We start from the raw sequence: 25,728 nt of genomic DNA, 5'->3' as shown, positions 1-25,728 counted from the left end.
TCACTTCAACTGATCCTCGGTGTAGTAGCCACCCTCGACGAGCAGCTTCTCGTAGTTGTCCTTGTAGACGATCTCGGGCTGCAGCAGGTACGCCGGAACGACCTTCTCGCCGTTGTCGTAATCGGTGGTGTTGTTGGTCTCGGGAGTCTGACCGTTCAGCATGGCCTGAGCCATCTGGATGGTGACCTCGGCCAGCTGGCGCGTGTCCTTGTAGATCGTGGAGTACTGCTCACCGGCGATGATCGACTTGACCGACGGCACCTCGGCGTCCTGCCCGGTGACGACGGGGTAAGGCTGACCGGCGGTTCCGTAGCCGTTGCTCTTGAGTGCGGACAGAATGCCGATCGACAGCCCGTCGTACGGGGAGAGCACGCCCTGAACCTTCTGGCCCGAGGAGTACGTCTTGGTCAGCAGATCCTCCATGCGCTTCTGAGCCGTCGCCGGATCCCAGCGCAGGGTGGCTGCGGTGCCGAAGTCGGACTCGCCGCTGCCGATCTTCAGAGTTCCCTTGTCCAGGTACGGCTTCAGGGTTTCCATGGCACCGTCGAAGAAGAAGGTGGCGTTGTTGTCGTCGGGCGAACCGGCGAAAACCTCGATGTTGAGCGGGCCGGCGGGCGCGTCGGCCTTGTCCGTGCCGTCCTCGTTCTTCAGCCCGAGACCGACCAACAGCGAGGTGGCCTGGTCGACGCCGACCTTGTAGTTGTCGAACGTCGCGTAGTAGTCGACGTCCGGGGAGTTGCGGATGAGCCGGTCGTAGGCGATGACACCGATGCCGTTGTCCTTGGCTTCCTGCAGCTGGGTGGTGATGGCGGTGCCGTCCACCGAGGCCACGATCAGGAGCTTCGCGCCCTGGGTGATCTGATTCTCGATCTGGTTGACCTGGGTGGGAATGTCGTTCTCCGCGTACTGCAGGTCGACCTTGTATCCCTGGCCCTCCAGCGCGCTCTTGAGGTTGTCGCCGTCGGCGATCCAACGGGCGGAGGACTTCGTCGGCATGGTGACGCCGATCAACGCACCTGCGGTGCTGCCGCCCTCGGCCGGAGCCTCGTCTGCGGTCTTGGTACTCGATCCGCACGCACCGAGCGTGAGGGTGAGGGCCACCGCGGCCGTAGCCATGGATAGCTTTCGAAACTTCATCGTTTCTCCCTGTGTTGTGAGGTAGACCGTGAAGCGGAGGCCGTCGGGTGGTCCCGTGTGGTTCGCATCACATCAAAACGAAAGTGTGAGCGATAACATCGGCATTGTCAAAGTTTTCTTTTTGCGCCCCGAGTGAGCAGTGTGAGCGCTAACATTTGGAGCCGACGACCACCGGCAGAAGGGCCGAAGCCGCGGCCCGTCAGTGCAGCTCGTGCACCGACTGTTTGCCGCTCTTGAGCCAGCGGCTCGGCAGCCGGCCGACCAGCTCGCCGAGCGGATGTACCGCCGCAGAAAGGATCTCCACGGAATCCTGCAGGATGTCGATCGAAATACTCATGCGCTCGATGTTCGGGGCCACGGACGTCAGCGTCTCGGAGAGTTTGACCAACTGGTCCAGCGGTCCACCCTTGGCCGTCAGGCGCTCGACCGCACCGTCCTCGGCCAGCATCGTCTCGAGGATGCCGTTCTCCGCGATGGCCCGTTCGATCAAACCGTCCTGACGCGTCAGTACCTCGAGCGGACCGTCCTTCGCCGTCAGGCGTTCGAGGGGGCCGTTGGTGGCGGTGATCCTGTCCAGCAGACCGCCTTCGGCGAGCAAGCGCTCGAGCGGTCCGTCCTCGGCGAGCAGTCGGTCCAGCGGGCCGCCGGGAGCGAGAATGCGTTCGACCGGCCCACCCGGCGACAGCAGGCGCTCGAGCGTGCCGTCCTCGGACGTGAGTCGATCGACGACGCCGCCCTGGGCGAGCAGGCGGTCGAGTGGCCCGCCCTCCTTCAGAGCGTTGCCCAACGCGCGATCGTCGGAGGTGAGCTGGCCGAGCTGGGTGAGCAGCTGCATCGTGCCGCCGCGAGGATTGGCGAGCGACGCCACTCCGGCCGTGCCCGACGCGCCGGTGGCCAACGCCATCCTGGTGGTCGCCAACGCGACCTCTGCGACGCCGATCGCCTGCTCGGCGATGGCCAAACCGGCCCGTGCGGGCAGTGTGATCGCTGACACCCAGTTCATCGTTTTACTGTAACTGCTTGTAGCCGGGAAAATCAGTGAAGAACCTTCAGTCCCACAACGCAGCCGACGATGCCGACCAGAAGTACGACTTTGACGAACGACGCTGTTTCGGCACCGGTGATCATTGCGTACGCCACGGTCAAGGTGGCACCGATGCCCACCCACACCGCATACGCGGTTCCGGTGGGCAACGACCGCATCGCGACCGCGAGACCGATCATGCTGAGCACCACCGCGACACCGAAAACTACCGATGGTCCGAGCTTGGAGAAGCCCTCGGACTTACCGAGCGCAGTCGCCCAGATCGCTTCGAGAACGCCGGATACGACGAGAATCAGCCATGCCATGAGAAATCACCTCTCGGCACCGTCTTGTCGCTGTTCGGGTACGGCGCGCCTCGTCCGATTGTCGGAAGTGACCTGTACGACGGTACCAATTCTTCCGCGGCGGGGACGCGGACTCTCGGGTGTCAGTAGGCATACGTGTTCGTCGGCGGGTCGATTCGCCGGGCCGTCGAGACCGTCATCGTGGGGGTGAAGGCGGTGGCTTCGGTCGCGGTCGACGCGTCGACGGTGCCGGTGAGCTGCAGCCAGGTGCCGTCCGGAACATCCTCGAGCACAGTTGAATTCGAGTCCAGGTGAAGTCGGATGGACCGTGCGTCGGCCGCGCAACAGATGATCAGGACACGGGCGAGGTCGAGACCGTCGGTCGTGCCGTCGACGCGCGGCGACCCACCGTTCGCCGTCGCGACGGCGAATCCGGTGACACTGATCTCCCGGCCGTCGAGGCTGCCCTCGGAATCTCGGACGGCCCGCTGTACGACGTCGAGCAACGGGACGTCCGGGGCCTGCCCGTCGGGTAACGGCGGGAAGGGAGTCTTCTCGTGGGTCGAGACAACGTCGACGGACCGGTCGCCGACCGCCGAGACACCGAGCGCCGGCGGGGCGACGAGGAGGATGACCGCAATCGGCACGAGCAGCAGCCAGTACGGGCGTGCGTCGTGATCATGACCGTCGGTCGGCCCACCGCGCCGGATGTCGGCGACAATCGAGGCTGCTGCGAGGGCGACGATCAGCACGCCCGCGATCAGCAGATACGGATGCAGCGACGGTTTGACGTACCGAACGAAGCTGCCGTCCAGCGAGATCTTCACGATCGCTCCACCGAAGAGAAACAGCAGGACGTTCTGCACCTCGCGCTTCATCGCGCGCCGATCAGGAGTCCGCCGACGACCGAGCCGCACACGATCGCCACGAAGAAGGTCAGCGGTGCGAAGCGGACGACGAAACCGCGCCCGAAGCTGCCTGCCTGCATCGCCATCAACTTCAGATCCACGGCCGGACCGACCACCAGGAAGACCAGACGCGGCAGCAGCGGCAGCATCGACATACTGGCCGCGACGAACGCGTCGGCCTCGGAACACAGCGCCAGCAGAACCGCCAGTACGGCCATCACCACGATCGACAGCAGAAGCTGACCGGCCAGGTGCTCGTACACCCAATCGGGAATCACCAGGTGCAGGGCCGCAGCCGCCGCGGCCCCGAACACCAGAAACGCCCCGGCCTGCAGCAGGTCTGCGCGAGCCGACTCGCGGAACGTCTCCCACTTCGGGCCTTCGTGATCGTGACCACGATCGGCCAGCCGTGCGGTGATCCACTCCGCCTTGCCGAACCGCGTCCACAGCCAGCCCATCACCACAGCCGTGGCGAGCGAGGCGAGGAACCGGGCCAGAACCATCGCCGGCTCACCCGGAAAGGCCACCGCCGTCGACACCAGAACGACGGGGTTGATCGCGGGTGCCGACAGCAGAAATGCCAGAGCCGCCGACGTCGGCATTCCCTGGTCCATCAACCGCCGGGAGACGGGAACAGCACCGCACTCGCACCCGGGCAATGCCATCCCGGCGAGTCCGCTCACACCGACCGCCGCGGGTTCGTTTCTCGGGACCACACGTCGAAGCACGGCCGGGGAGACGAACGCTGCAATGCCGCCGCTGACGAGCACTCCGAGCACCAGGAACGGCGTCGCCTGCACGAAGATCCCGGTGAAGACGGTGGCTCCGGTTCGCAGGGCAGGCGAGGCTGCGACCCACTCGGCGAGGTACGGACCTGCCACGATGCCCAATACGAGCAGAGTTGCGAATATATGCATGGAAGTGACCGTCGGCCTGCGCCTCGCGCGGCGATCGGTGTTCGCAGGGAGCATCGAGATCCATCATGCCCTCTCTTCGGGCCCCTCTCCTTCGGGGCTCACAGCAACCTCACAGCGAGAGTCCAGCGGACGAGCAGCAACCCGCGCGATGATGGACACCGTGAGCGAGACACCCGAAGCGCGTGTACTGATCGTCGACGACGAACCGACCATCGTCGAGCTGTTGGCGGTCAGTCTCAAGTTCCAGGGATTCGAGGTCGCGACGGCGTCCTCCGGTCCCGAGGCCTTGGACCGATCGCGTAACTTCCGGCCCGAGGCGCTGATCCTCGACGTCATGATGCCGGGCATGGACGGCTTCGGTCTGCTGCGCAGGCTGCGTGCAGACGGAGTGGATGCTCCGGCGTTGTTCCTGACGGCTCGAGATTCGGTGGAAGACAAAGTGACCGGTCTGACGCTCGGTGCGGACGACTACGTCACCAAACCGTTCAGTCTCGAGGAGGTGGTGGCCCGGCTCCGAGTGATTCTGCGCCGGTCCGGTAGGACCGAGGAGACGGAGTCGTCCCGAGTTGCGTTCGCGGACATCGAACTCGACGACGACACCCACGAGGTGTGGAAGGCAGGCGAGCCGGTCTCGCTGTCGCCGACCGAGTTCACACTGCTGCGGTACTTCATGGTCAATGCCGGAACTGTGCTCAGCAAGCCGCGAATTCTGGATCACGTGTGGCACTACGACTTCGGCGGTGAGGTGGGAGTGGTGGAGTCGTACGTGTCGTATCTGCGTCGTAAGGTCGACACGGGCGACACCCGTTTGATTCACACGTTGCGGGGGGTCGGCTACGTCATGCGGCAGCCGCGGTGACCGGCTTCCGCTCACGGCTGGGCGACATCCCGCTGCGGTTCACCCTGGTTGCCGCCCTGCTGGTGCTGGTCGGGCTCGGACTGCTCGCGTCGGGTGTCGCGGTGACCTCTTCTCTGGAAACCTCGTTGATGCGCCGCCTCGATCAGCAGTTGGTCGAGGCATCCCGGGGGTGGGCGCAACCCGACTCCCGCCCCTTCCCGCCCATCGACGAGCCCAATCCGAGTCGCCCGCCGTCGAACTTCTACGTTCGGTCCGTTGCGAACGACGGGACCGTGCGGGGCCCCATCAACGATGGGGCAGAAAGCGTTCCGGATCTCTCCGGGGTCAGCGCCGATCGACCGACGACGGTCGGCTCCGAGGGCGACCCAGGGAAACAATGGCGGGTCATCACGGTGACCAACAGTCAGGGTTCCACCACCGTGGGAATGTCGCTCGGTGCCAACCAACTGACCGTTGGACGGCTCGTTGTGCTCCAGTTGTACATCGGGGCAGCGGTATTGGTGGTGTTGGGTGTGGTGGCCTACTTCGTGGTGCGGCGCAGTCTGCGGCCGTTACGTGAGGTGGAGACGACGGCAGCCGCGATTGCTGCGGGCGATCTACATCGGCGGGTGCCCCACCGCAGCGAGAAAACGGAAGTCGGTCGACTGTCGGCGGCGTTGAACGGAATGCTCTCGCAGATACAGCGGGCGTTCGCAGCGACCGCCGCCTCAGAAGAAGCAGCGCGGGCATCCGAGGATCGGATGCGCCGGTTCGTCGCCGACGCCAGCCACGAACTGCGAACTCCGCTGACGACCATCCGGGGATTCGCCGAACTGTACCGGCAGGGGGCGATGAGCGACATCGCATTGCTGATGACGCGGATCGAGGGCGAATCGGCACGCATGGGACTGCTCGTGGAGGATCTGCTCATGCTCGCGCGACTCGATGCCCAGCGCCCCCTCGAGGTACGTCGCGTCGACGTGCTCACCATCGCCGCCGATGCCGTGCACGACGCGAAAGCCGTCTCGCCCGCACGTGACATCTCGTTGAAAGTATCTGCAGGACCGGGTATCCCCGAGGTCGCCGGCGACGATGCCCGGCTGCGTCAGGTGTTGGCCAACCTCGTCGGAAACGCAGTGCGGCACACGCCCGAGTCCGCATCGATCACGGTATGCGTGGGAACCACCGAGGAGTCGGTGGTGCTCGAGGTGCAGGACACCGGGCCGGGGCTGGGCGAGGAGGAAGCAGCCCACGTCTTCGAGCGCTTCTACCGCGCCGACTCCTCACGGACCCGCGAGAGCGGGGGCAGTGGGCTCGGCCTGTCCATAGTCGCAGCCCTGGTCGCAGCCCACAACGGGACCGTGGACGTACGAAGTGCTCCCGGTGCGGGTGCCACGTTCCGGGTCGAACTACCCAGGGCTGCAGACTGATCCGCTCATCCAGCCATGGACCGATCCTTCTTGCGTTCGGCGATCTTGGTGTATGCGGCAGCAGCGAGGGGCGCGGCCACGAGCATCGACACCAGCCGGATCACCTGAACGCAAGCGACGAACGTGACGTCCGATCCCGTCGTCGCGGACACGGCGAGTACTGCGGCCAACCCGCCGGGCGTCGTCGCGAGATAACCGGTCAGCATGCTGACTCCGGTGATGGCGGACAGCGCCCAGCCCAGGAGTGCGCAGATCAGACCGATCGTGAGTACGAGCAGCGCCGCCCACGGGAAGATGCGTCCGATTGCCCGCAGGCTGGCGACGGTGAAGGCAAGTCCTGCTTGCCATCCGATGACGATGAACGCCAACGGCAGCAGTACTTCCGGGACGGAGATGTCGACGGGCCAGCCGAGTAGCTCGCAGGCTCCGGCGACGATCAGCGGCCCGAGCGTGGCGGGGGCGGGTAGTCGGATCGTCTTCGCGAGCAGGATTCCGACGACGATGGCACCGACCAGAAAGGCGGTGCCGATGTACCACGGTGTCGTCGACACCTCGTCGGTACCGGACGTGCCACCGGTGTCGGTGTGAAAGGCGAAGGTGACGATCAACGGCATGGTGACCACCACCAACGCCACGCGGAGATACTGGACCACGGCGACGATGCGCTCGTCTCCGCCGAGCTCGCGGGCAACCGACACCAGACCTGTTGCGCCACCGGCAATCAGAGACAGTGCTCCGGTCACCGGATCGACGTCGCGGTGCAGCGCCAGCAGGGCGCCGCAGCCGGCGCTGACGATCAGGGTGGCCATTCCGACGGTGACCGCGGGGATCCAGTTCTCTCCCAGCGCACCGAGGGTGTCGGTGTCGAGCATGAGTCCGATCGTCACCGCCAGCGTGCCCTGCGCGGCCATGGACGCGGGACGGGGGACAGCGGCCGGACCCAAGCCGGTCAGTGCGAACACCACGGCGACGACGAGTGCGGCGAACAGCGACGGTGCGGTGAGGCCCAGAGCGGCGAAAAGGGCCCAGCCCCCGACGGATACGGCCGCGAGGCCGATCCATCGGAGGCTGTGCCGCACTACGGTCGTCACCTTGTCGGCAACACTCACGCTCCGGACTTGACCAGGAGAACCGGAACCGGGATCTCGAGCAGCAAGCGCTGAATGGTCTGTCCCATCAGGAACTTGCCGACTGCAGAGCGGTGCCGGGAGCCGACCACGAGGATCTCGGACTTCTGCTCCTCCACCAGAGTCAGCAGAGTGTTCACGGCGTCGGGATCGGGACGACCCACCGCCACGGTCCAAGCCACGCCCTCGGCGTTGTCGATGTCGGTCAGGGCCGTCTCGACTGCGGTGGAGACCGCAGCGGTTTCGCCTGCCTCCGCGGACGGCTCGGCCGATCCGGAGAGTGCGTGCAGGACGACCAGATCGGTCTCTCTGATCCGAGCTTCTCGAACGGCGGCCGCGAGTGCTGCGCGGCCCTCGGGTGAATTGTTGTGCAGTACGCCGACAGTCATGTCAGTTGCTCCTTCGGACGATGTGTGGGGTGGGTGATCAGCCGAACGGAATCTGACCGAGGACGATGCCGACCGCCAGCATCGCAAGGGAGACGACGACCGCTCGCCACAACACCTTCTTGTGGTGATCGGCCAGCGAGACTCCGGCCAGGGTCACCAGCAGCAGGATGGCCGGAACCAGCGGGCTCTGCAGGTGGACGGGCTGACCGGTGATGGAGGCGCGGGCCATCTCGACCGGGTCGATGCCGTACTTGCTCGCGGTCTCGGTCAGCACCGGCAGGATGCCGAAGTAGAAGGCGTCGTTGGTCATGAAGAACGTCAGCGGGATGCTCAGGATGCCGGTGATGACGGCCAGGTACGGGCCCATTCCCGACGGGATGACGTTGAGCAGCCACTCGGCCATGGCCTCGACCATGCCGGTGCCCTGGAAGACACCCGTCAGGATTGCCGCGGCGAGCACCATGGCGACGACCGAGACGATGGAGGACGAGTGCCGAGCGATCGCGTCACCCTGCTCCTTGACCTTGGGGAAGTTGACCGTCAGCGCGATCGAGGCAGCGATCATGAACAGCACCGGGATGGGAAGAATGTCCATGACCAGGATGACCAGGAGAACGACCGTCAGAGCAGCGTTGAACCAGAGCAACTTCGGGCGCAGCGTGTCGCGATTGGGGTCGAGACCGTCGAAGAACTGACCCGATTCGCCGGAGCCGTCCGAACCGCCGGTACCGGAACCGCCTGTGCCCTTGCCGCCCTTGCGAAGAGTTCCGCCGCCGGAGGCCACCAGCTCGGGCTCGTAGACGAGCTTGCCGATGCGTCGACGCTCCATGATGCCGAGGTGAACGGCGAAGAGCAGCACGATGATCAGGCCCACGATCATCGACGGAACCATCGGGACGAACACGTCGGACGGCGAGATGCCCAGAGCGGATGCAGCGCGAACCGTCGGGCCGCCCCACGGGATGATGTTCATCGTGCCGTTGGCGAGGCCGGCGACGACCGTCAGGATGACCGGGCTGACACCGAGTTTGAGGTACAGCGGCAGCAGTGCGGACGTGACGATGATGAAGGTCGTCGAGCCGTCACCGTCGAGCGAGACGACCATGGCCAGAATGGCTGTTCCGACAACGAGTTTCATCGGGTCGTTGCGCACGACACGCAGGATGCCGCGCACCAGGGGGTCGAACAGTCCGACGTCGATCATGATTCCGAAGAAGATGATCGCGAAGAACAGCAGGGCCGCGGTGGGGGCCAGAGACTTGATGCCGTCGGTGATCATGTCACCGATGCCGAGTCCCGCACCGGCCAGCAGACCGAAGATGACGGGGACGAGGGTGAGTGCGACGACGGGCGTGGCTCTCTTGGTCAAGATCAAGAACATGAAGGCGGCTACCATGAGGAAGCCGAGTATCACCAACATCGTGCACTCCTTCTCGAAATGTGTGAGGTGGGTCCGGTTGGACTACGTGTTGTGACTGAAGTTACGTAACCGGCATCACATGTTCGCCGTTGTGCGCACTACCCGCGCAAGCGACGTAAAGAGCCTTTTGCGCATTGTGCTCGAGCAGCTCTCGCTCTAGCCTTGGCTGGTGCGATTGAGGACTCAAGTGCTGCTGCTGCAGGCCGCGTTGGTTGCGGTGGCGCTGGCAGTGGCGTTCGGAGTATTCGCGATCAGCAGTGGCGAACAGGCCAGCGAGGAGTACGGCGAGCGGGCACTCGCGGTCGCGCGGACCGTGGCCTCCGACCCCGAGGTGCGTTCGCTCGTGGGGCAGTTCTCGGCCGCGGACACCGCGGGAACCGATGCTGCGCCGGCGGGAGTGCTGGCAGGCGGTGCACTGCAACGGACGGGCGAAAGCGCCCGGGAGCGCACCGATGCTCTGTTCGTCGTCATCACCGACGACCGGGGACTGCGCCTGGCGCATCCGGATCCGACCGTCCTGGGACAACGGGTGAGTACCGATCCGTCCGGCGCATTGGCGGGCAACGAGGTCGTCGAATCCGAACGCGGCACACTGGGCGACTCCGTCCGTGCCAAAGTGCCCATCCTGGCTCTGGGCTCGGAAGACGTCGTGATCGGCGAAGTGAGCGTCGGTATCTCCACGACAGCGGTGCGCACCGAGCTGGTGAAGGATCTGATCAACGGCGCACTGGTCACCGGGGCGGTGCTGCTGTTGGGTGTGCTCGGGTCGATCCTGTTGGCGCGCAGGTGGAAGCGGCTGACCCTGGGCCTCGAACCCGAGGAACTGGCCGAGCTCGTGCGAGAGCAGGAGGCAGTGCTGCACGGCATCGGCGAAGGGGTGGTGGCCATCGATCCGGACGGCATCGTCACCGTCGTCAACGACGAGGCGCGCACGTTGCTCTCGATCGACGGGAAGCCGGGAATGCGCGTGGAGAACATCGGTCTCACACCCAGATTGCTCGAGGTCATCGAATCGCCCACGGGCGAGCCGGTACTCGCGGCCGTCGACGAGGTCGTCGTCATCGCGGCTGCGCGAAAGGTGCTGCGTGACAATCGAGATCTGGGGACGGTACTCACCGTGCGGGATCGAACGGACGTGGAGACACTGACGCGTCAACTCGACGCGGTGCAGTCGATGTCCGCGGTGCTGCGCGCCCAGCGACACGAGTTCGCGAACCGGATGCATCTGGTCAGTGGGCTGCTGCACGAGGGCCACCCCGAACGAGCGTCGGAGTACATCGACGAGATTCTGGGTGTCGGGCCGAGATCGGAGGCAGTCGAGGGCATCGATGCGGTGTCCGACGCCTACCTACGTTCCTTCCTCACCGCCAAGGCTGCACACGCGCGCGAGAGTGGCGTGCGACTGGTGTTGGGGGAGAACACCTGGGTCGGTGGGGAACTGGTCGGACCGGTGGACGTCACCACCGTGCTGGGCAACCTGATCGACAACGCGATCGACGCGGCTCGGCTCGGTGCACGTCGACCTGCCGAGGTGGAAGTGGAACTGGTACAGGAGGATTCGACACTGCATATCGTCGTCGTCGACTCGGGTGACGGCGTCGCGTTGGCACCCGAGCAGGTGTTCGTCGAGGGAGTCTCGACCAAATCGACGGCGGACACACCGGGTGGTCGAGGTGTGGGATTGGCTCTCAGTCGACAGATCGCGCGAACCCGTGGCGGCGAGGTGACGTTGGCCGATGCCGGCGGGCAGATCACGGCCGACAACGACCGCGGAGGCGCGGTGTTCATTGCCTCCATTCCCGACGCCCTACTGATCGATGAGGTGACGCAATGAGAGTTCTCGTCGTCGACGACGACTTCCGGGTCGCGGATCTGCATGCGGCACTGGTGAATTCACTCGACCAGTACGAGGTGGCCGCAGTGGCGACGAGTATCGCCCAGGCGCGAGAAATGCTGGCCACCCAGTCCTTCGACCTGGCTCTCGTGGACGTGTATCTGCCGGACGGGTCCGGTATCGATCTGGTGCGAGAGCTGCCGTGTGACGCGGTGGTGCTCTCCGCAGCTGCGGATCAGCACACTGTGCGCTCGGCGATGACCGCGGGCGCATGGACATACCTGATCAAGCCGTTTCCCCGCTCTGCCCTGGTCGACCGCCTCACCGGGTATCTCGCATACCGTGGTGCACTCGACCGTTCGGACGAACTCACGCAGGCGGACATCGACGGCGGACTCGACGCCCTCCGCCCTCGTGCCGCGGCTCCGTTGCCGACGGCGCAATCGGTCACTCGGGACCTGGTGCTCGACGCGGTGCGCGGAACAGCGGAGCCCATGTCGGCCGGAGAAGTGGCTGCGGCCATAGGCATTTCGCGAGCGACTGCCCAGCGATATCTGGCCACCCTGGTGTCCAAGGGACGGCTCCGTATGCAACTGCGGTACGGATCGACAGGGCGACCGGAGCAGGAGTACTCGCTACCGCCGGGCGCGTGAGATCGCCACGACCGCCGCTCCGACGAGCGAAATGGCCGCGGTGATCAGGGCTGCAGTGTTCCAGCCCGTGACCAGAGCGGCCGCTGCATGGTTGCCGGCCGGCACGGCGACCACCGCAACCACGGTGACCCCGACAGCGGAGCCGACGTAGCGCGCGGTGTTGTTGGCCCCGCTGCCCATCCCGCCGCGTCCGGCCGGGACGCTGGCCACGGCCTCGCGTCCCAGCGCGGCGTTGAGGACGCCACTGGCCACGCCCGCCACGAGCAGTCCCGGCAGCAGCCGTGGCCAGCCCGCGTCCGCGGCGAGACCCGTCAACATCACCATGCCGAGTGCCACACCGATCAGGCCGACGGCGAGTTGGATACGGCCGCTGACGGAGGCCGGAATTCGCCGAGCCAGCAATGCGGTGACGACCGAGGTCGCCGACCACGCGAACAACAGAACCGCTGCCCCGAGGGCATCGATGCCGAGCGCGGTGCCGACGAACCCGGCCATGTACGACATCAGTGCGATGATCCCGCCGCCCGTGGCGAGAGCGGCGACCGTGGCGGCGAGAAACGGCGGATGCCGAAACAACGTGAGATCGAGCATCGGGCTCGCACTACGCAATTCGAGCACGACGAAGGCCAGCAGCAGTAGCGCGGCGAAAACGAACAATACGATGGGAGTCGCGGCGGTCCACCCCTGACGCCCCTCGACCAGCGCGGCCAGTAATGCGCCGATGCCCGTGGCCAACAGCACCGCGCCGACCGGATCGAGGCCGCGCGGGGCGTCGGACATGGATTCCTCGACGCGCAGCTGCGCGACGACGGCGAGCGCCAGAGTGGCGATCGCGAGGACCACGTACGCCTCACGCCAGCTGGCCCAACGGTCGAGAAGCGCGGCGAGCAGCGGGCCGAGCGCGATACCGGCCCCCACGCTGGCACCCCAGACTCCGCTGGCCTTGGCGCGCACCGGCCCGGCCGGGTGCGTGTGCGCGATGATGCCGAGGCTGGATGCGACGACCGCGGCACCGCCGAGGCCTTGCAGGATGCGGGCCAGCACGAAGATGAGGGTGTTGGGAGAGACGGCACAGACGAGTGCGCCGACGGCCAGAACGGCTGCTCCGAGTACGAAGGTGCGGCGACGGCCGAAGTCGTCCGCGACGGTGCCGGTGGTGAGCAACGCGGCGGCGAGGCCGATGCTCATCGAGCTCAGAATCCAGGTTCGTCCCGCAGCGTCGGACACCAAGTCGACCGCGGTGCTGTTGATCGTCGCGAGCGGAGCGGTGAACGCCATCAGCGTCAACAAGGTGCCCGATGCGGCGACGGCCAGTGCGCGGTTGCCGTTCGTGGTGCCGGCGGGCGTGGGTGCAGTGTCGGTCATCGTCGTCTCTCTGGTCTGGTGATCGAACTGTAAACGGCCATCTTGGTTCGGTCAACAGACTGTACGATCGGGGCCATGGCACTCGGAACCGACTACGCCCGCCAGGACTGCCCCCTGGCCCGCGCGCTCGAACTCGTCGGCGAGCGCTGGACCATGCTCATCGTGCGCGACAGCTTCTTCGGGGTCCGACGCTTCGGCGACTTCCAGGTCCACCTCGACATCTCCAAGGCAGTCCTGGCGCAACGGCTCGGCACCCTGGTCGACGCCGGACTGCTCGACCGGCAAGCCCGAGCCCATGGCGGCGGCCACGACGACTACGTCCCGACGGACTCCCTCGAAGGGCTGTGGCCGGCCGTCTACGCCCTGAGCTACTGGGGTGAGGAACAGAACCCCAAGCCGACGGGCACACGTCGCCGATTTCTGCATGCGACCTGCGAGACAGATCTGGGACCGCTCGGACTGTGCCCCGAGTGTGGCGTCGCACCCGGCCCACGCGACATCGATACCGACGTCGGGCCGGGTTACGACCCGGACAACCGATCGGACGCGGTGTCGACGCAGCTACGAACGCGTCGACGGCTCTTGACGCCCCTGCGCTGAGTCGTCGACGCGGCAGGTGTCAGTTCGGGACGCGCGCCTCGTGGCCGAGTTCGCGCAACGCCGCACGAAGCTTGTCGGCGGCCTCGTCCTGTGATTCGGGGGACGGATTCGGATCCGCGCCGGAAATATCGAAGTTTCCCATGTCGTAAGCCGGAAACACATGCAGATGCAGGTGCGGCACCTCCAGTCCGGCGATCAACAGACCCGCGCGTGGTGCGTCGAACGCCGTCCTGACGGCCTGGCCGATGATCTGCGCGACGGCCGTGATCTTGGCGAACACAGCACCGTCGACGTCCTGCCACTGATCGATCTCCGCACGCGGAACCACCAACGTGTGTCCCTGAGTGACGGGGGCAATCGTCAGAAACGCCACGACGTCGTCGTCCTGCCAGACGAACCGTCCGGGAATCTCGCCTGCGATGATCTTGCTGAAAATAGAAGCCATGGGAACAGAATGCCCTACGAGCTGTGCCTCTTGGTCACTCCGCTGGCTGCGCTCCTGTCCTCCCAGGTGATTGCCAGGTTCGTCGCAGCCTGGGTCCAGCTGCACACACGAGTGTTGCCTCATGACAACGAACTACCTCGCCCGAGCAGCAGGCCACCGGCCCGGCTCGAACGCAACGGCCACGCTCGAGGTGGTCATCCCGGTGTACAACGAAGAGGCAGATCTCGAGCAGTGCATTCGTCGACTGCACGAGCATCTCGAGGAAAGGATCCCGTTCCGGTCGCGGATCACCATCGCCGACAACGCAAGTACCGACGGCACCCTCGCGGTTGCGCATCGGCTCGCCGCCGAGATCGACGGAGTTCGGGTTCATCACCTCGACGAAAAGGGACGCGGGCGGGCGCTGAAAGCGGTGTGGCTCGCGTCCGACGCCGACGTCGTTGCCTACATGGATGTCGATCTGTCCACCGACCTCAACGCCCTCATGCCGCTCGTCGCCCCACTGCTCTCGGGTCACTCGGACCTCGCCATCGGCTCTCGGCTGAATCGGTCGTCTCGGGTCGTTCGGGGGGTGAAGCGCGAATTCATTTCGCGCAGTTACAATCTCATCCTGCGCACCTCGCTGCGTGCCCGCTTCTCCGACGCCCAGTGCGGCTTCAAGGCGATGCGCACCGACGTCGCTCGGAAACTGCTCCCACTCGTCGAAGACACCGGATGGTTCTTCGACACCGAGCTGCTCGTCATCGCAGAGAAGGTCGGCCTACGGATTCACGAGGTGCCGGTCGACTGGGTCGACGACCCCGACAGCAGCGTCCATATCTTCGATACTGCCGTCAAGGATCTGCAGGGATGCTGGCGCGTCGGTCGTGCCCTCGCGACCGGGGTGCTCCCCGTCGCAGAATTACGTCGAAGCCTGGGACGGGAGCCGCTCGTGGCCGGGGTACCGCACGGAATGATCGGGCAATTGGTGCGATTCGGGATCATCGGTGTCGCCAGCACCGTGGCCTACGCACTGCTGTACCTGGTGCTGCATCCCGTGATCGGGGCACAGGCCGCGAACTTCGCGGGACTGCTGATCACCGCGGTACTGAACACGGCAGCCAACCGTGCCTTCACGTTCGGCGTCCGAGGGCCCGCCGGCGCGGGCAAACACCAGCTGCAAGGCTTGGCCATCTTCGGTTTCGCGCTGCTGGTGACCAGCGGCTCGCTCGCGACACTGCACGCCTGGTCCCCGGACGTGTCGCGGCACGTCGAACTCGCCGTTCTCGTCGTCGCCAACCTCGTGGCCACCGTGTGCCGATTCGTCGCACTGCGTTGGGTCTTCCGCAGTTCGGAGTCCACCCGTTCGGAGTCGGCCGGTTCGGGTTCCGATCCTTTGGGGGAGAACCGATGACCACGACGATCGAAAGGCCGTCCGCGGCCACACCGACCGAGCCGGCGACCTCCCGGCGTTGGGAACTCCTCGGGTTGACCGCTCTGCTGATCGGCACCGGCGTGGCATACATCTGGGGACTCGGTGCCTCGGGTTGGGCCAACTCCTTCTATTCCGCTGCGATACAGGCAGGTTCGGTGTCGTGGAAGGCCTTCTTCTTCGGATCCTCCGATGCTGCCAACTCGATCACCGTCGACAAGCCGCCGATGTCGCTGTGGTTGATGTCGTTGTCGGTGCGGGTGTTCGGGCTCAACACCTGGGCGATGCTGGTGCCACAGGCGCTGCTCGGAGTCGCCTCCGTTGCTCTGCTTCGAGCCGTCGTCGTGCGCCGATTCGGTGCGGCCGCCGGGTTGCTCGCAGGACTGGTGCTGGCGCTGACACCCGTTGCCGCATTGATGTTTCGGTTCAACAATCCCGACGCGTTGCTGGTGCTGCTGATGATCGCTGCCGTCTGGGCCATGCTGCGAGGCGTCGAATTGGGAAAGACCAAGTGGCTGTTGATCACCGGCATGTTCGTCGGATTCGGATTTCTCACCAAACAGCTTCAGGTGATGCTCGTCGTGCCGCCGCTGGCCCTGACGTACCTGATCACCGGGCCGCCCAAACTCGGCACTCGAGTGCTGCAGCTGTTCGCGGCGCTCGGAGCCATGATCGTCTCGGCCGGTTGGTGGTTGCTCATCGTCGAATTCTGGCCGGCATCCTCGCGGCCGTGGGTGGGTGGTTCGCAGAACAACTCGATTCTGGAACTGACGCTCGGCTACAACGGGTTGGGTCGACTCAGCGGTAACGAGACAGGCAGCGTCACCCCGGGCGACGGGGGAGCAGGCGGCGGCGGTTCGATGTGGGGCGAGACCGGCATACTCCGCATGTTCGACGCCTCCCAGGGCGGCCAGATCGCCTGGCTCATCCCTGCCGCGTTGTTGCTGCTGGTGACGGGACTCGCGTTGCGAGGCAGAGCGCCTCGCACCGACGTGCAACGCGCGTCGTTGATCGTGTGGGGCGCGTGGCTGCTCGTCACCGGTCTGACGTTCAGCTTCATGGCGGGAATCTTCCACTCGTATTACACGGTCGCACTCTCGCCCGCCGTCGCTGCGCTCGTCGGTATCGGCAGTGTGATGCTGTGGCGCGAACGACAGCGGTTGTGGGTCCGGATCGCGATGGCGCTCGCGGTGGCGTCGACCGTCGTACTGGCGTGGGTGCTGCTCGGCCGCAGCGCGAGCTTCGTGCCGTGGCTGAAGTGGGCGATCCTGGTCGTCGGGGTGGTGGCGGTGGTGGCACTGCTGATTCCGTCGCTCACTCGCGGCCGGCTCGCCGCGGTCGCGATTCTCACGGTGATGTTCGCCGGACTGGCCGGGCCGACGGCGTACGCGGTGGACACGATCGGCACCCCGCACACAGGATCGATCGTGTCCGCCGGGCCGAACACCGGCATGCGCGGATTCGGCGGCATGGGTGAGGGCCGACGCGGACAACGTGGAATGCAGCTCCCTCCCGGTGCACAGATGCCGGCCGGAATGCAGCCGCCGGCGGGCTTCCCGGGTCAGGCCGGCCAGCTGCCAGGCGGTGCCGAGTTGGGAGGCATGGGTGGCGGTATGGGTGGTCTGCTCGAGGGCAGTACCCCGACCGCTGCGGTCACCGCGATGCTCGAACACGACGCCGGTTCGTACACCTGGGTCGCGGCGGCCATCGGTGCCAACACCGCGGCGGGCTATCAACTGGCCACCGAGGATCCCGTCATGCCCGTCGGCGGTTTCAACGGAACCGACCCGTCGCCGACGCTCGCCGAGTTCCAGCAGTACGTCGCCGACGGACGAATCCACTACTTCATCGGAGGCGGCGGTATGGGCGGCTGGGAGTCGGGTTCCTCGGCCGAAATCTCGGCATGGGTGACCGAGAACTTCACCGCGACCACCGTCGACAACGTCACGCTGTACGACCTGACACAGTAATCTCGCCATCCCCGACGGGCCCCGCATCACGACAGGTGCGGGGCCCGACGGCGTCGAGCAGATAGTCTGATGCACTGTGCGCGTACTCGTCATAGGTTCCGGTGCTCGTGAGCACGCCCTTCTACTTGCGTTGAAGGCCGACCCGTCGGTCGACAAACTGTTCGTCGCTCCCGGCAATGCGGGCACGGCCACGCTCGCCGAACAGCACGCCGTCGACGTTGCATCCGGTGAGGCGGTGACGGCACTTGCCACGAAGCTCGAGGTCGACCTCGTCGTCATCGGACCCGAGGTGCCCCTGGTTCTCGGAGTGGCCGATTCTCTGCGCGAGGCCGGAATCGCCACGTTCGGCCCGTCGGCCGACGCCGCACGCATCGAAGGATCCAAGGCTTTCGCCAAAGACGTCATGGCAGCGGCGGGAGTGCGAACCGCACACAGCGAAATAGTCGACTCGCCCGCACTGCTCGATGCCGCCCTCGACCGATTCGGACCCAACTGGGTCGTCAAGGACGACGGACTCGCCGCAGGCAAAGGCGTCGTCGTCACCACCGACCGCCTCGTCGCCCGCGACCACGCCGCCGAGCTCCTCGAAAACGGTCACCCGGTACTGCTCGAGTCGTTCCTCGACGGCCCCGAAGTGTCCCTGTTCTGCCTCGTCGACGGCGAGACCGTGGTGCCGCTGCTGCCCGCGCAGGACCACAAACGCGTCGGCGACGGAGACACCGGCCCCAACACCGGGGGCATGGGCGCCTACACCCCACTCCCGTGGTTGCCCGAAGGTGCCGTCGACGAGATCGTCCGTGATGTGGTGAAACCCGTTGCGGCCGAGATGGTGAAGCGTGGCGTGCCGTTCTCGGGTCTGCTGTACGCCGGTCTCGCGATGGGTGCCGACGGCCCGGCGGTCGTCGAATTCAACTGTCGCTTCGGCGATCCCGAGACCCAAGCCGTACTCGCACTGCTGAAGACCCCCATCGGCGCACTGCTGAACGCGACGGCCACCGGGACCCTGGCATCTGTGCCCCCTCTCGAATGGGCGGACGGAGCGGCCGTCACCGTCGTCATTGCAGCCGAGAACTACCCCGGTCGTCCCCGCACCGGTGACGAGATCCTCGGCTCCGACGGCCCCGGCGTCCTGCATGCCGGCACCGCTGTAAAGGACGGCGCGGTCGTCTCCGCGGGTGGACGCGTGCTGAGCGTGGTCGGCACCGGATTCGATCTCACCGCCGCCCGCGACGACGCCTACTCCCGCATCGCCGGAATCCGATTGCCGGGCAGCCACTTCCGCACCGACATCGGCCTCGCTGCCGTGGAGGGTCGCATCTCGCTGTAGGTCGATGCGCGCGAAGCAGGTGTGCTGAGTGTCCACTATTTGTCGTCGTGCGCGGGATCCCGAGCGTCGGGGCTGAAAGTGGCCACTGAGCGCAGTTGTCGAGGCTAGGTGTGCTGGGTGTCCACTATTTGCCGTAGCACACGGCATCCCGATCGTCGGGGCTGAAAGTGGACACTGAGCGCAGTTGTCGAGGCTAGGTGTGCTGAGTGTCCACTATTTGCCGTAGCACACGGGATCCCGATCACCGGGGCTGAAAGTGGACACTAGGCCTAGTTGTCCACAGGCATTCGCGTTGTCCACATTTCTCGCATCGGGCTCCCGCGAACAGTTCTTGGGCGCAAAGCTGTTCGACCATGGGGGTATTCACGAGGCAGCAACTACTGGACAGTGGCGTCAGCGCAGGGGCAATCGACTATCGGGCCAGGGTCGGCACACTGACTCGGCTGTTACCGGGCGTCTACTGCACGGGCGAGCCGTCGTTCCGAGACCGATGCGTGGCCGCAACGCTGTGGCAACCGGATGCAGTGCTCAGCCACCTGACTGCGGCGTGGTGGTGGAACCTGATCGATTACGAACCCGAACAGGTGCACATCACCGTGCCCCGCAGCACGCGAGCGCGGTGCCCTTCGTGGCTGCGTGCGTATCGTCGCACCATTCGAGAGACGAGTTTCGTCGACGCCCTCCCCGTCGTGACGATCGAGCAGTGCATCGTCGACGTGTCGGCCTCACTCGGCGGGTCAGCCCTGGAACCGTTCGTCGACGCAGCGCTCAGTGGATCCGTCAGTAAACGCGGGCTGGCGGCGCAATGCGCGAAGTCGGCCGGAATGGCAGGGGTCACCGAAGCGAAGAAGCAGCTGCGACAGTGCTGCCCGCGCACGCTCTCCGAACCGGAACGACTGGTGGCCCGCGCACTCACCGCGGCAGGCTACTTTCTCGAGATCAACGCGGCGGTGGGGCAGTACTTCGCCGATCTGTTGGACCGTCGAGCCCGGGTGATCATCGAAATCGACGGCCGTGAATTCCACAGCGCGCCGGGGGTGTTCACCAACGACCGAGTGCGCCAGAACGCACTGCAGCTCGACGGGTGGCTCGTGCTGCGATACTCGGCCGCGCTGGTGATGACCGACCTCGACGCCGTGGTGCGCGAAATCATCGAGACCGTGCGACGTCGCCGGAAGGCACTGAGCTGAGTGTCCACTATTTGTGGCCGGAGGTGGGATGCCGTGCCTGGCGTGGAATTGTGGGCACTGAGCTCACCTGTTCGGCCCGCGCGATCCCATGCCTGCCGAGGAATTGTGGACACTCGAGTCAGTAGTGTCGATGGAATGCACAGTGAATCGCAGCGATCGAAGGTCGAGCCGTTCCACGTGATGGATGTGTTCGCCGCGGCGGCCGAGCGGGCGCGCACTCACGGTGATGTGCTGTCGCTTGCCGCAGGTCAGCCGTCGACCAGGGCGCCCGGGCCGGTGTTGCGCGCCACCCGAGACGCTCTGGATTCGCATCTGCTCGGGTACACCGAGACGCTGGGCATTCTGCCGCTGCGCCGAGCGATCGCGGAGTATCACAGCACGCGGTACGGGATCACCGTCGAGGCCGACGACGTGGTGATCACCACCGGATCGTCGGGCGCATTCACGTTGCTGTTCCTCGCTGCGTTCGACGCGGGGGATACCGTCGTCATGGCCAGGCCCGGTTATCCTGCGTATCGAAACACGTTGGCGGCGTTGGGCTGTCGCGTCGTCGAACTGGATTGTGTGGAGGAGACACGGTTCCAGCCCACCGTCGCGATGCTCGAGGAACTGCCCGAGCCGCCTGCCGGGCTCATCGTCGCCAGTCCGGCCAACCCCACCGGCACGATCATCGACCCCGACGAGCTGGCCGCCATCGCGCGCTGGTGCGACGAGCACGGAACGCTGTTGATCTCCGACGAGATCTACCACGGTATCTCCTACGGCGACGCGCACACGTCCAGCGCGTGGGAGACGTCGAAAGAATCCGTCGCGATCGGATCGGTGTCCAAGTACTTCTCGATGACGGGGTGGCGGATGGGCTGGATGCTGCTGCCGGCTCGATTGCGCAGGGCCGTCGAACGATTGGCGTCGAACATGACGGTCTGCCCGCCGGCGATCTCGCAGGTGGCGGCCATAGCGGCGTTCACCGAAGAGTCACGCCGAGAGCTCGATTCGCACGTCGAGCGGTACGCCGTCAACCGCAGGATCCTGCTCGACGGTTTGCCTGCGTTGGGTATCACCGATCTGGCTCCGGCCGATGGTGCCTTCTACGTCTACGCAGACATCGCGCATCTCACCGACGACTCTCGTGGTTGGTGCGCCCGAGTGCTGGCCGAGACCGGTGTCGCGTTGGCACCCGGCGTCGACTTCGACACCGTCCGTGGGAACCACACGGTGCGATTCTCGTTCGCAGGCACCACGTCCGACGTCGAAGAAGCGTTGGAGCGACTACGTCGCTTGTGAATGGAAACTCGTAGCAGGCTACGAGGCAGGAGTGGAGCCTGCGGAACGACAGGAAAGCGCTGCGCTCACATGCGGCGCAGCCGCTCCAACACCTCGTCGATGTCGGCGGCGGACACGTCGCGATGCGTCACGAAACGCACCTTGCCGGCGACGGTGACGGCGGCGATTCCCAGATCGGCCAGCTCGGTCACCGTCCGAACAGGATCGGCTACGGCGGCGAGCACGATGTTCGTCTGGGGTTCTGCGACCTCCCAGCCGCGTTCACGAAGGCCGCGTGCCAGCGTCGACGCATTGGCGTGATCCTCGACGAGATCGCCGATTCGATCCAGGGCGACGAGCCCGGCCGCAGCCAGAACTCCGCCCTGACGCACGCCGCCGCCCAACATCTTTCGCACGCGCCGGGCCTCGTGGATTCGAGCGGCGTCGGAAGCGAGCATCGAGCCGACGGGTGCACCGAGCCCCTTGCTCAGGCACACCTGCACCGTGTCTGCGCCGGCGGTCAACGACGCGATCGGAACGTCCAGTGCCACAGCGGTATTCCACAACCGGGCCCCGTCGAGGTGAATTCTCAACCCCGAGTCTCGTCCGGCAGCAACGAGTTCCGCCCACTCGTCCGGCCCGAACACGGCACCGCCGGCGAAGTTGTGTGTGTTCTCGAGCGAGAGCAATGTCGTCCGCAGGGCGAAGTACGGTCCGCCGCCGCCTGCTGCCGCACGCACCGTCGACGCGAGGGGGCGTCCGGGGCCACCGTCGTGGGGGAGTGCTTCGGGCATTCCGCCCGCCAACCAGGCGGCGGTACCGAGCTCGGAGCCCAGAACGTGCGCGTGTTCGGGGGCCAGGAATCGATCGCCTCGTTGCAGATGGAGCATCAGCGCAATGATGTTGCCCATCGAACCGGACGGCACCCACAGCGCCGCCTCGAAGCCGAGCAGATCCGCGACTCTTTCCTCGAGCACCGCCATCGTCGGATCGTGATCGAGGACGTCGTCGCCCACTTCGGCGTCGGCCATGGCTTGTCGCATGACCGAATCGGGTCGGGTGATGGTGTCGGAGCGAAGGTCGATAGGTCGAGGAGCCACGAACACTGACAATTCCATAGCGCGAAAGCAGTCCGACGAACGGCTACGAGCTGGCACGATGACTGGAATGTCCGCAGGTCCGACCGAGTCGCAGCACAAGGTGTCGGGTGCGACTCCGAAGGGAGTGCGCCGCCGCCACGCTCTGGCGTCGGCGGCTGCAGACCTGCTGGTCGAGGGTGGATTCGACGCGGTTCGGCACCGGTCGGTTGCCGCTCGCGCCGGACTGCCGTTGGCGTCGACCACCTACTATTTCGAGTCGCTCGGCGACTTGGTGGCCGCGGCGGTCGACGTCGTCGGGACCCGCGAGATCGACGTCATGCGCGGACGTATCGACGACGAGGGCAAGTGCTCGCAGAAGATGGAGTCGACCGTCGACCTCATCGTCGATCTGCTGATCGGGCCGCAGGGCGGCCATGAGCAACTGGTCGCGAGATACGAGCGGTTCATCGCGTCGGCTCGGCATCCCGAACTGCGCGAGGTGCAGCTGAGGCTGCGCGCGCAGATCGACGACCTGTTGACCGATGTGTTGCGTCGATCAGGGCGAACCGTGCAGGAAGAGCAGCTACGACGACTCGTGGCTGTGGTCGACGGAGCGGTGGTGGGCGCGCTCAGCGAAGTGGATCCCGATCCTCGTGAAATGGCGCGCAGCATGCTGCTGGCCGTCATCGACATCGTGGCACCGGCGGAACAGGTGTCGGCCGATTGACTCCGGCCCCCTCAGGCCGGCGCGTTCGGCCCGAAGTCGTTCTCGCCCGAGTCTGCGTCTCGGATCGGCGGCACCTCGCACACACCATCCTCGCAGACGAGTCCGTGGTCGTCGCCGACCATCTCCAAAGGGCCGCTCATGAGCCGGTAGCGGCCTTCTGCAGGACGTCGGTGAACACCGACAGTTCCTGCGCGCCCGACACACCGAGGCGACCGTCGATCACGAAGAACGGCACACCAGTGATCCCATAGGCGATGGCCTGCTCCTTGTCCGCGTGCACTGCGGGCAGGAACTCCTCGGACTTCAGCGCCTCGACCACTTCGTCACGATCGAGACCGATCTCGGCGGCCAGGTCGGCGAGGTCGTCGACGCGTCCGACGTGGCGGCCCTCCTCGAAGTAGGCCGCCAGCAGCCGTTCCTTCATCTCGACCTGCTTGCCCTTCGACTTGGCGAAGTGCAGGAGCTCATGCGCCTTGACGGTGTTGGTGTGCTGCAAGGCGTCGAAGTCGTACGCAAGCCCCTCGGCTGCGGCCAGCTCGGTCATCTGCCCCAACATCTGCGTGACCTGGGCGGCCGGCATGCCTTTGTGGGAGACGAGAAAGTCGACCTCGCTGCCGTCGAAGTCGACCGGTGTGTCGGGTGCCAGCTCGAACGAGTGGAACTCCACTTCGAGCGTCCCGCCATCGGCGATGAACTCCGCAGCACCTGCCTCGAAACGGCGCTTACCGACGAAGCACCACGGGCACGCGATGTCGGACCAGATGTCGACCTTCACTGTTCGGCTCACGGCGGCTGCAACATCGGGATGCGCCGCGGTTATTCCACACGGCGGACCGGCACCCGGGTGCGATCCCGGGAGGTCGGTGGCGGCAGTCCACTTTCGAAACAGTGCAGTCGTCTTCCGAGACCGACAACTGGGCCACGTAAGCTGGATGCTCGTGAGCATCCCGAATGTCCTGGCCACCCGTTACGCAAGCCCCGAACTGGTGGAGCTGTGGTCTCCGGAATACAAGATCACGCTCGAACGGCAACTGTGGATTGCCGTGCTGCGCGCACAGTCCTCGCTCGGAGTAGACGTGCCCAACGCGGCCATCGCCGATTACGAGGCTGTCGCCGACCAGGTCGACCTGGCGTCCATCGCCGAGCGGGAACGCGTCACCAGGCACGACGTGAAGGCCCGCATCGAGGAGTTCAACGCCCTCGCCGGTCACGAGCACATCCACAAGGGACTCACCAGCCGCGACCTGACCGAGAACGTCGAGCAGCTGCAGATTCTGCGTTCGCTCGAACACGTCCACACCCACGGTGTGGCAGTGGCGAAGCGGTTGGCCGAACGCGCCGCCGAATACTCCCCCCTCGTCATGGCCGGCCGAAGCCACAACGTCGCCGCTCAGGCCACCACGCTGGGCAAGCGTTTCGCGTCGGCCGCCGACGAACTGCTGCTCGCGCTGTCCCGGTTGCAGGAACTGATCGCTCGCTACCCACTGCGCGGCATCAAGGGCCCGATGGGTACCTCGCAGGACATGCTCGACCTGTTCGGCGGAGACTCCGCGAAGCTGGTCGCACTCGAACGCATCGTCGCCGATCATCTCGGCTTCCGACACACGCTCACCAGCGTCGGCCAGGTGTACCCCCGCTCGCTCGATCACGAGGTCGTGTCCGCGCTGGTCCAGGTGGGTGCAGGGCCGTCGTCGTTCGCGCACACCGTCCGCCTGATGGCGGGCCACGAACTCGTCACCGAGGGCTTCCAGCCCGGCCAGGTCGGTTCGTCGGCGATGCCCCACAAGATGAACACGCGCTCGTGCGAACGCGTCAACGGCCTGCAAGTGGTGCTTCGCGGCTACGGATCGATGGCCGCCGAGCTCGCCGGAGCTCAGTGGAACGAGGGCGACGTCTTCTGTTCCGTCGTGCGTCGCGTTGCGCTGCCCGACGCGTTCTTCGCCATCGACGGTCTCATCGAGACCTTCCTGACCGTGCTCGACGAGTTCGGCGCGTACCCGGCCGTCATCGCCAAGGAACTGGACCGCTACCTGCCGTTCCTCGCGACGACGAAGGTGCTGATGGCGGCCGTGCGCGCAGGCGTCGGCCGCGAGACCGCGCACGAGGCGATCAAGGAACACGCCGTCGCCGTCGCGTTGGCCATGCGCGAGCAGGGACTCGAGCCCGACCTGCTGGATCGCCTGGCCGCCGACGACCGCCTGCCGCTCGACCGCGCTGCACTCGATGCGGCGTTGGCCGACAAGACGGCATTCGTCGGTGCAGCAGACGCTCAGGTCAGCGCAGTCGTCTCGGCCGTGGAGCGGTTGATCGCGAAGTTCCCGGCCGGTGCGGCTTACAGCCCGTCGCCGATTCTCTGAGTTCTCTGTTGT

Annotated in this window: 25 protein-coding genes and 1 riboswitch; of the genes, 12 read left to right on the top strand and 13 right to left on the bottom strand. The window is 65.9% G+C overall.

The annotated features are described in order from the left end of the window. The 5 genes from chvE to E4P29_RS06385 form a co-directional block, all read right to left on the bottom strand. A complete protein-coding gene (gene chvE / locus E4P29_RS06405; RefSeq protein ID WP_027495784.1) occupies window positions 1-1,137 on the bottom strand; it encodes a multiple monosaccharide ABC transporter substrate-binding protein in 1,137 nt (378 codons plus the stop codon). A gap of 199 nt (window positions 1,138-1,336) precedes the next feature. Then, window positions 1,337-2,140, bottom strand: a complete 804-nt coding sequence (locus E4P29_RS06400) for a hypothetical protein (protein ID WP_027495785.1) — start codon at window positions 2,138-2,140, stop codon at window positions 1,337-1,339. Window positions 2,141-2,172: 32 nt separating this feature from the next. Continuing rightward, window positions 2,173-2,487: a multidrug efflux SMR transporter gene (locus tag E4P29_RS06395; RefSeq protein ID WP_135042925.1), complete on the bottom strand. Its 315-nt coding sequence runs from the start codon at window positions 2,485-2,487 to the stop codon at window positions 2,173-2,175. Window positions 2,488-2,500: 13 nt separating this feature from the next. Then, window positions 2,501-2,564, bottom strand: a riboswitch (guanidine-III (ykkC-III) riboswitch). Window positions 2,565-2,609: 45 nt separating this feature from the next. Then, on the bottom strand, window positions 2,610-3,344 hold the full coding sequence (locus tag E4P29_RS06390) for a TIGR03943 family protein (RefSeq protein ID WP_135042923.1): 735 nt from the start codon (window positions 3,342-3,344) through the stop codon (window positions 2,610-2,612). Next, window positions 3,341-4,291 carry a permease gene (locus tag E4P29_RS06385; protein ID WP_245154189.1) on the bottom strand — a complete coding sequence of 317 codons (951 nt, stop codon included), beginning with the start codon at window positions 4,289-4,291 and terminating at the stop codon, window positions 3,341-3,343. The genes E4P29_RS06390 and E4P29_RS06385 overlap by 4 nt, the downstream gene beginning before the upstream one ends. Before the next feature lie 151 nt (window positions 4,292-4,442). Between E4P29_RS06385 and E4P29_RS06380 the strand changes: the two genes are divergently transcribed. Together E4P29_RS06380 and E4P29_RS06375 are read left to right on the top strand one after the other, a co-directional pair. Then, window positions 4,443-5,150, top strand: a complete 708-nt coding sequence (locus E4P29_RS06380) for a response regulator transcription factor (RefSeq protein ID WP_135043508.1) — start codon at window positions 4,443-4,445, stop codon at window positions 5,148-5,150. Between the two features lie 26 nt (window positions 5,151-5,176). After that, on the top strand, window positions 5,177-6,559 hold the full coding sequence (locus E4P29_RS06375) for a HAMP domain-containing sensor histidine kinase (protein ID WP_135043505.1): 1,383 nt from the start codon (window positions 5,177-5,179) through the stop codon (window positions 6,557-6,559). A gap of 5 nt (window positions 6,560-6,564) precedes the next feature. Here E4P29_RS06375 and E4P29_RS06370 read toward each other — a convergent pair whose 3' ends face one another. The 3 genes from E4P29_RS06370 to E4P29_RS06360 are packed head-to-tail and all read right to left on the bottom strand — an operon-like array spanning window position 6,565 to window position 9,495. Next, on the bottom strand, window positions 6,565-7,668 hold the full coding sequence (locus E4P29_RS06370; protein ID WP_135042919.1) for an AbrB family transcriptional regulator: 1,104 nt from the start codon (window positions 7,666-7,668) through the stop codon (window positions 6,565-6,567). Continuing rightward, the gene (locus tag E4P29_RS06365; RefSeq protein WP_135042917.1) at window positions 7,665-8,075 is read right to left on the bottom strand and encodes a universal stress protein; all 411 of its coding nucleotides are present in this window, start codon (window positions 8,073-8,075) and stop codon (window positions 7,665-7,667) included. The genes E4P29_RS06370 and E4P29_RS06365 overlap by 4 nt, the downstream gene beginning before the upstream one ends. 37 nt (window positions 8,076-8,112) lie before the next feature. Continuing rightward, on the bottom strand, window positions 8,113-9,495 hold the full coding sequence (locus tag E4P29_RS06360; protein ID WP_135042915.1) for a citrate:proton symporter: 1,383 nt from the start codon (window positions 9,493-9,495) through the stop codon (window positions 8,113-8,115). Window positions 9,496-9,664: 169 nt separating this feature from the next. On the opposite strand from E4P29_RS06360, the gene E4P29_RS06355 reads away from it, so the two are divergent. Both E4P29_RS06355 and E4P29_RS06350 read left to right on the top strand, forming a co-directional pair. Beyond that, entirely contained in the window at window positions 9,665-11,329 is a 1,665-nt protein-coding gene (locus tag E4P29_RS06355; protein WP_135042913.1) for a sensor histidine kinase, read from the top strand. Next, window positions 11,326-11,982 (top strand): response regulator, encoded by a 657-nt coding sequence (locus tag E4P29_RS06350; RefSeq protein WP_135042911.1) that lies wholly within the window; start codon window positions 11,326-11,328, stop codon window positions 11,980-11,982. The genes E4P29_RS06355 and E4P29_RS06350 overlap by 4 nt, the downstream gene beginning before the upstream one ends. On the opposite strand, the gene E4P29_RS06345 is transcribed toward E4P29_RS06350, so the two are convergent. Further along, complete coding sequence (locus E4P29_RS06345; RefSeq protein ID WP_135042909.1) at window positions 11,965-13,347, bottom strand: MFS transporter; 1,383 nt, start codon at window positions 13,345-13,347, stop codon at window positions 11,965-11,967. The two genes, E4P29_RS06350 and E4P29_RS06345, sit on opposite strands and share 18 nt — an antisense overlap. A 75-nt stretch (window positions 13,348-13,422) precedes the next feature. On the opposite strand from E4P29_RS06345, the gene E4P29_RS06340 reads away from it, so the two are divergent. After that, entirely contained in the window at window positions 13,423-13,947 is a 525-nt protein-coding gene (locus E4P29_RS06340; RefSeq protein WP_135042907.1) for a helix-turn-helix domain-containing protein, read from the top strand. A gap of 19 nt (window positions 13,948-13,966) precedes the next feature. Here the strand turns inward: E4P29_RS06340 and E4P29_RS06335 are convergent, their stop codons facing one another. Next, window positions 13,967-14,392 carry an HIT family protein gene (locus tag E4P29_RS06335; protein ID WP_135042905.1) on the bottom strand — a complete coding sequence of 142 codons (426 nt, stop codon included), beginning with the start codon at window positions 14,390-14,392 and terminating at the stop codon, window positions 13,967-13,969. A 121-nt stretch (window positions 14,393-14,513) separates the two neighbouring features. Here E4P29_RS06335 and E4P29_RS06330 point away from each other — a divergent pair, with 121 nt between their 5' ends. From E4P29_RS06330 to E4P29_RS06310, 5 genes are all read left to right on the top strand, one after another. Beyond that, on the top strand, window positions 14,514-15,785 hold the full coding sequence (locus tag E4P29_RS06330) for a bifunctional glycosyltransferase family 2/GtrA family protein (RefSeq protein WP_135042903.1): 1,272 nt from the start codon (window positions 14,514-14,516) through the stop codon (window positions 15,783-15,785). Further along, window positions 15,782-17,773 (top strand): glycosyltransferase family 39 protein, encoded by a 1,992-nt coding sequence (locus E4P29_RS06325; RefSeq protein ID WP_135042901.1) that lies wholly within the window; start codon window positions 15,782-15,784, stop codon window positions 17,771-17,773. The genes E4P29_RS06330 and E4P29_RS06325 overlap by 4 nt, the downstream gene beginning before the upstream one ends. 76 nt (window positions 17,774-17,849) lie before the next feature. Then, window positions 17,850-19,100, top strand: coding sequence for a phosphoribosylamine--glycine ligase (purD, locus tag E4P29_RS06320; protein ID WP_135042899.1), 1,251 nt, complete (start codon window positions 17,850-17,852; stop codon window positions 19,098-19,100). A 353-nt stretch (window positions 19,101-19,453) separates the two neighbouring features. Continuing rightward, window positions 19,454-20,290 (top strand): DUF559 domain-containing protein, encoded by an 837-nt coding sequence (locus tag E4P29_RS06315; RefSeq protein ID WP_135042897.1) that lies wholly within the window; start codon window positions 19,454-19,456, stop codon window positions 20,288-20,290. Between the two features lie 135 nt (window positions 20,291-20,425). Next, window positions 20,426-21,574, top strand: coding sequence for a pyridoxal phosphate-dependent aminotransferase (locus E4P29_RS06310; RefSeq protein WP_135042895.1), 1,149 nt, complete (start codon window positions 20,426-20,428; stop codon window positions 21,572-21,574). Between the two features lie 65 nt (window positions 21,575-21,639). Here E4P29_RS06310 and E4P29_RS06305 read toward each other — a convergent pair whose 3' ends face one another. Next, on the bottom strand, window positions 21,640-22,671 hold the full coding sequence (locus E4P29_RS06305; protein WP_135042893.1) for a GntG family PLP-dependent aldolase: 1,032 nt from the start codon (window positions 22,669-22,671) through the stop codon (window positions 21,640-21,642). Between the two features lie 40 nt (window positions 22,672-22,711). Between E4P29_RS06305 and E4P29_RS06300 the strand changes: the two genes are divergently transcribed. Continuing rightward, the gene (locus E4P29_RS06300; protein WP_032367536.1) at window positions 22,712-23,359 is read left to right on the top strand and encodes a TetR family transcriptional regulator C-terminal domain-containing protein; all 648 of its coding nucleotides are present in this window, start codon (window positions 22,712-22,714) and stop codon (window positions 23,357-23,359) included. Window positions 23,360-23,370: 11 nt separating this feature from the next. On the opposite strand, the gene E4P29_RS26520 is transcribed toward E4P29_RS06300, so the two are convergent. Both E4P29_RS26520 and E4P29_RS06295 read right to left on the bottom strand, forming a co-directional pair. Further along, window positions 23,371-23,499 (bottom strand): hypothetical protein, encoded by a 129-nt coding sequence (locus E4P29_RS26520; protein WP_280634528.1) that lies wholly within the window; start codon window positions 23,497-23,499, stop codon window positions 23,371-23,373. Next, entirely contained in the window at window positions 23,496-24,146 is a 651-nt protein-coding gene (locus E4P29_RS06295; protein ID WP_209205320.1) for a DsbA family oxidoreductase, read from the bottom strand. The genes E4P29_RS26520 and E4P29_RS06295 overlap by 4 nt, the downstream gene beginning before the upstream one ends. Window positions 24,147-24,291: 145 nt before the next feature. On the opposite strand from E4P29_RS06295, the gene purB reads away from it, so the two are divergent. Further along, window positions 24,292-25,716 (top strand): adenylosuccinate lyase, encoded by a 1,425-nt coding sequence (gene purB, locus E4P29_RS06290; RefSeq protein WP_135042889.1) that lies wholly within the window; start codon window positions 24,292-24,294, stop codon window positions 25,714-25,716. The last annotated feature ends 12 nt before the right edge of the window (window positions 25,717-25,728 follow it).

It is taken from the genome of Rhodococcus sp. 1R11 (assembly GCF_004563845.1).
Taxonomy (GTDB): Bacteria; Actinomycetota; Actinomycetes; order Mycobacteriales; family Mycobacteriaceae; genus Rhodococcoides.
The sequence above is the reverse complement of the archived record's forward strand: the minus strand, read 5'-3'. Positions and strand labels throughout refer to the sequence as shown.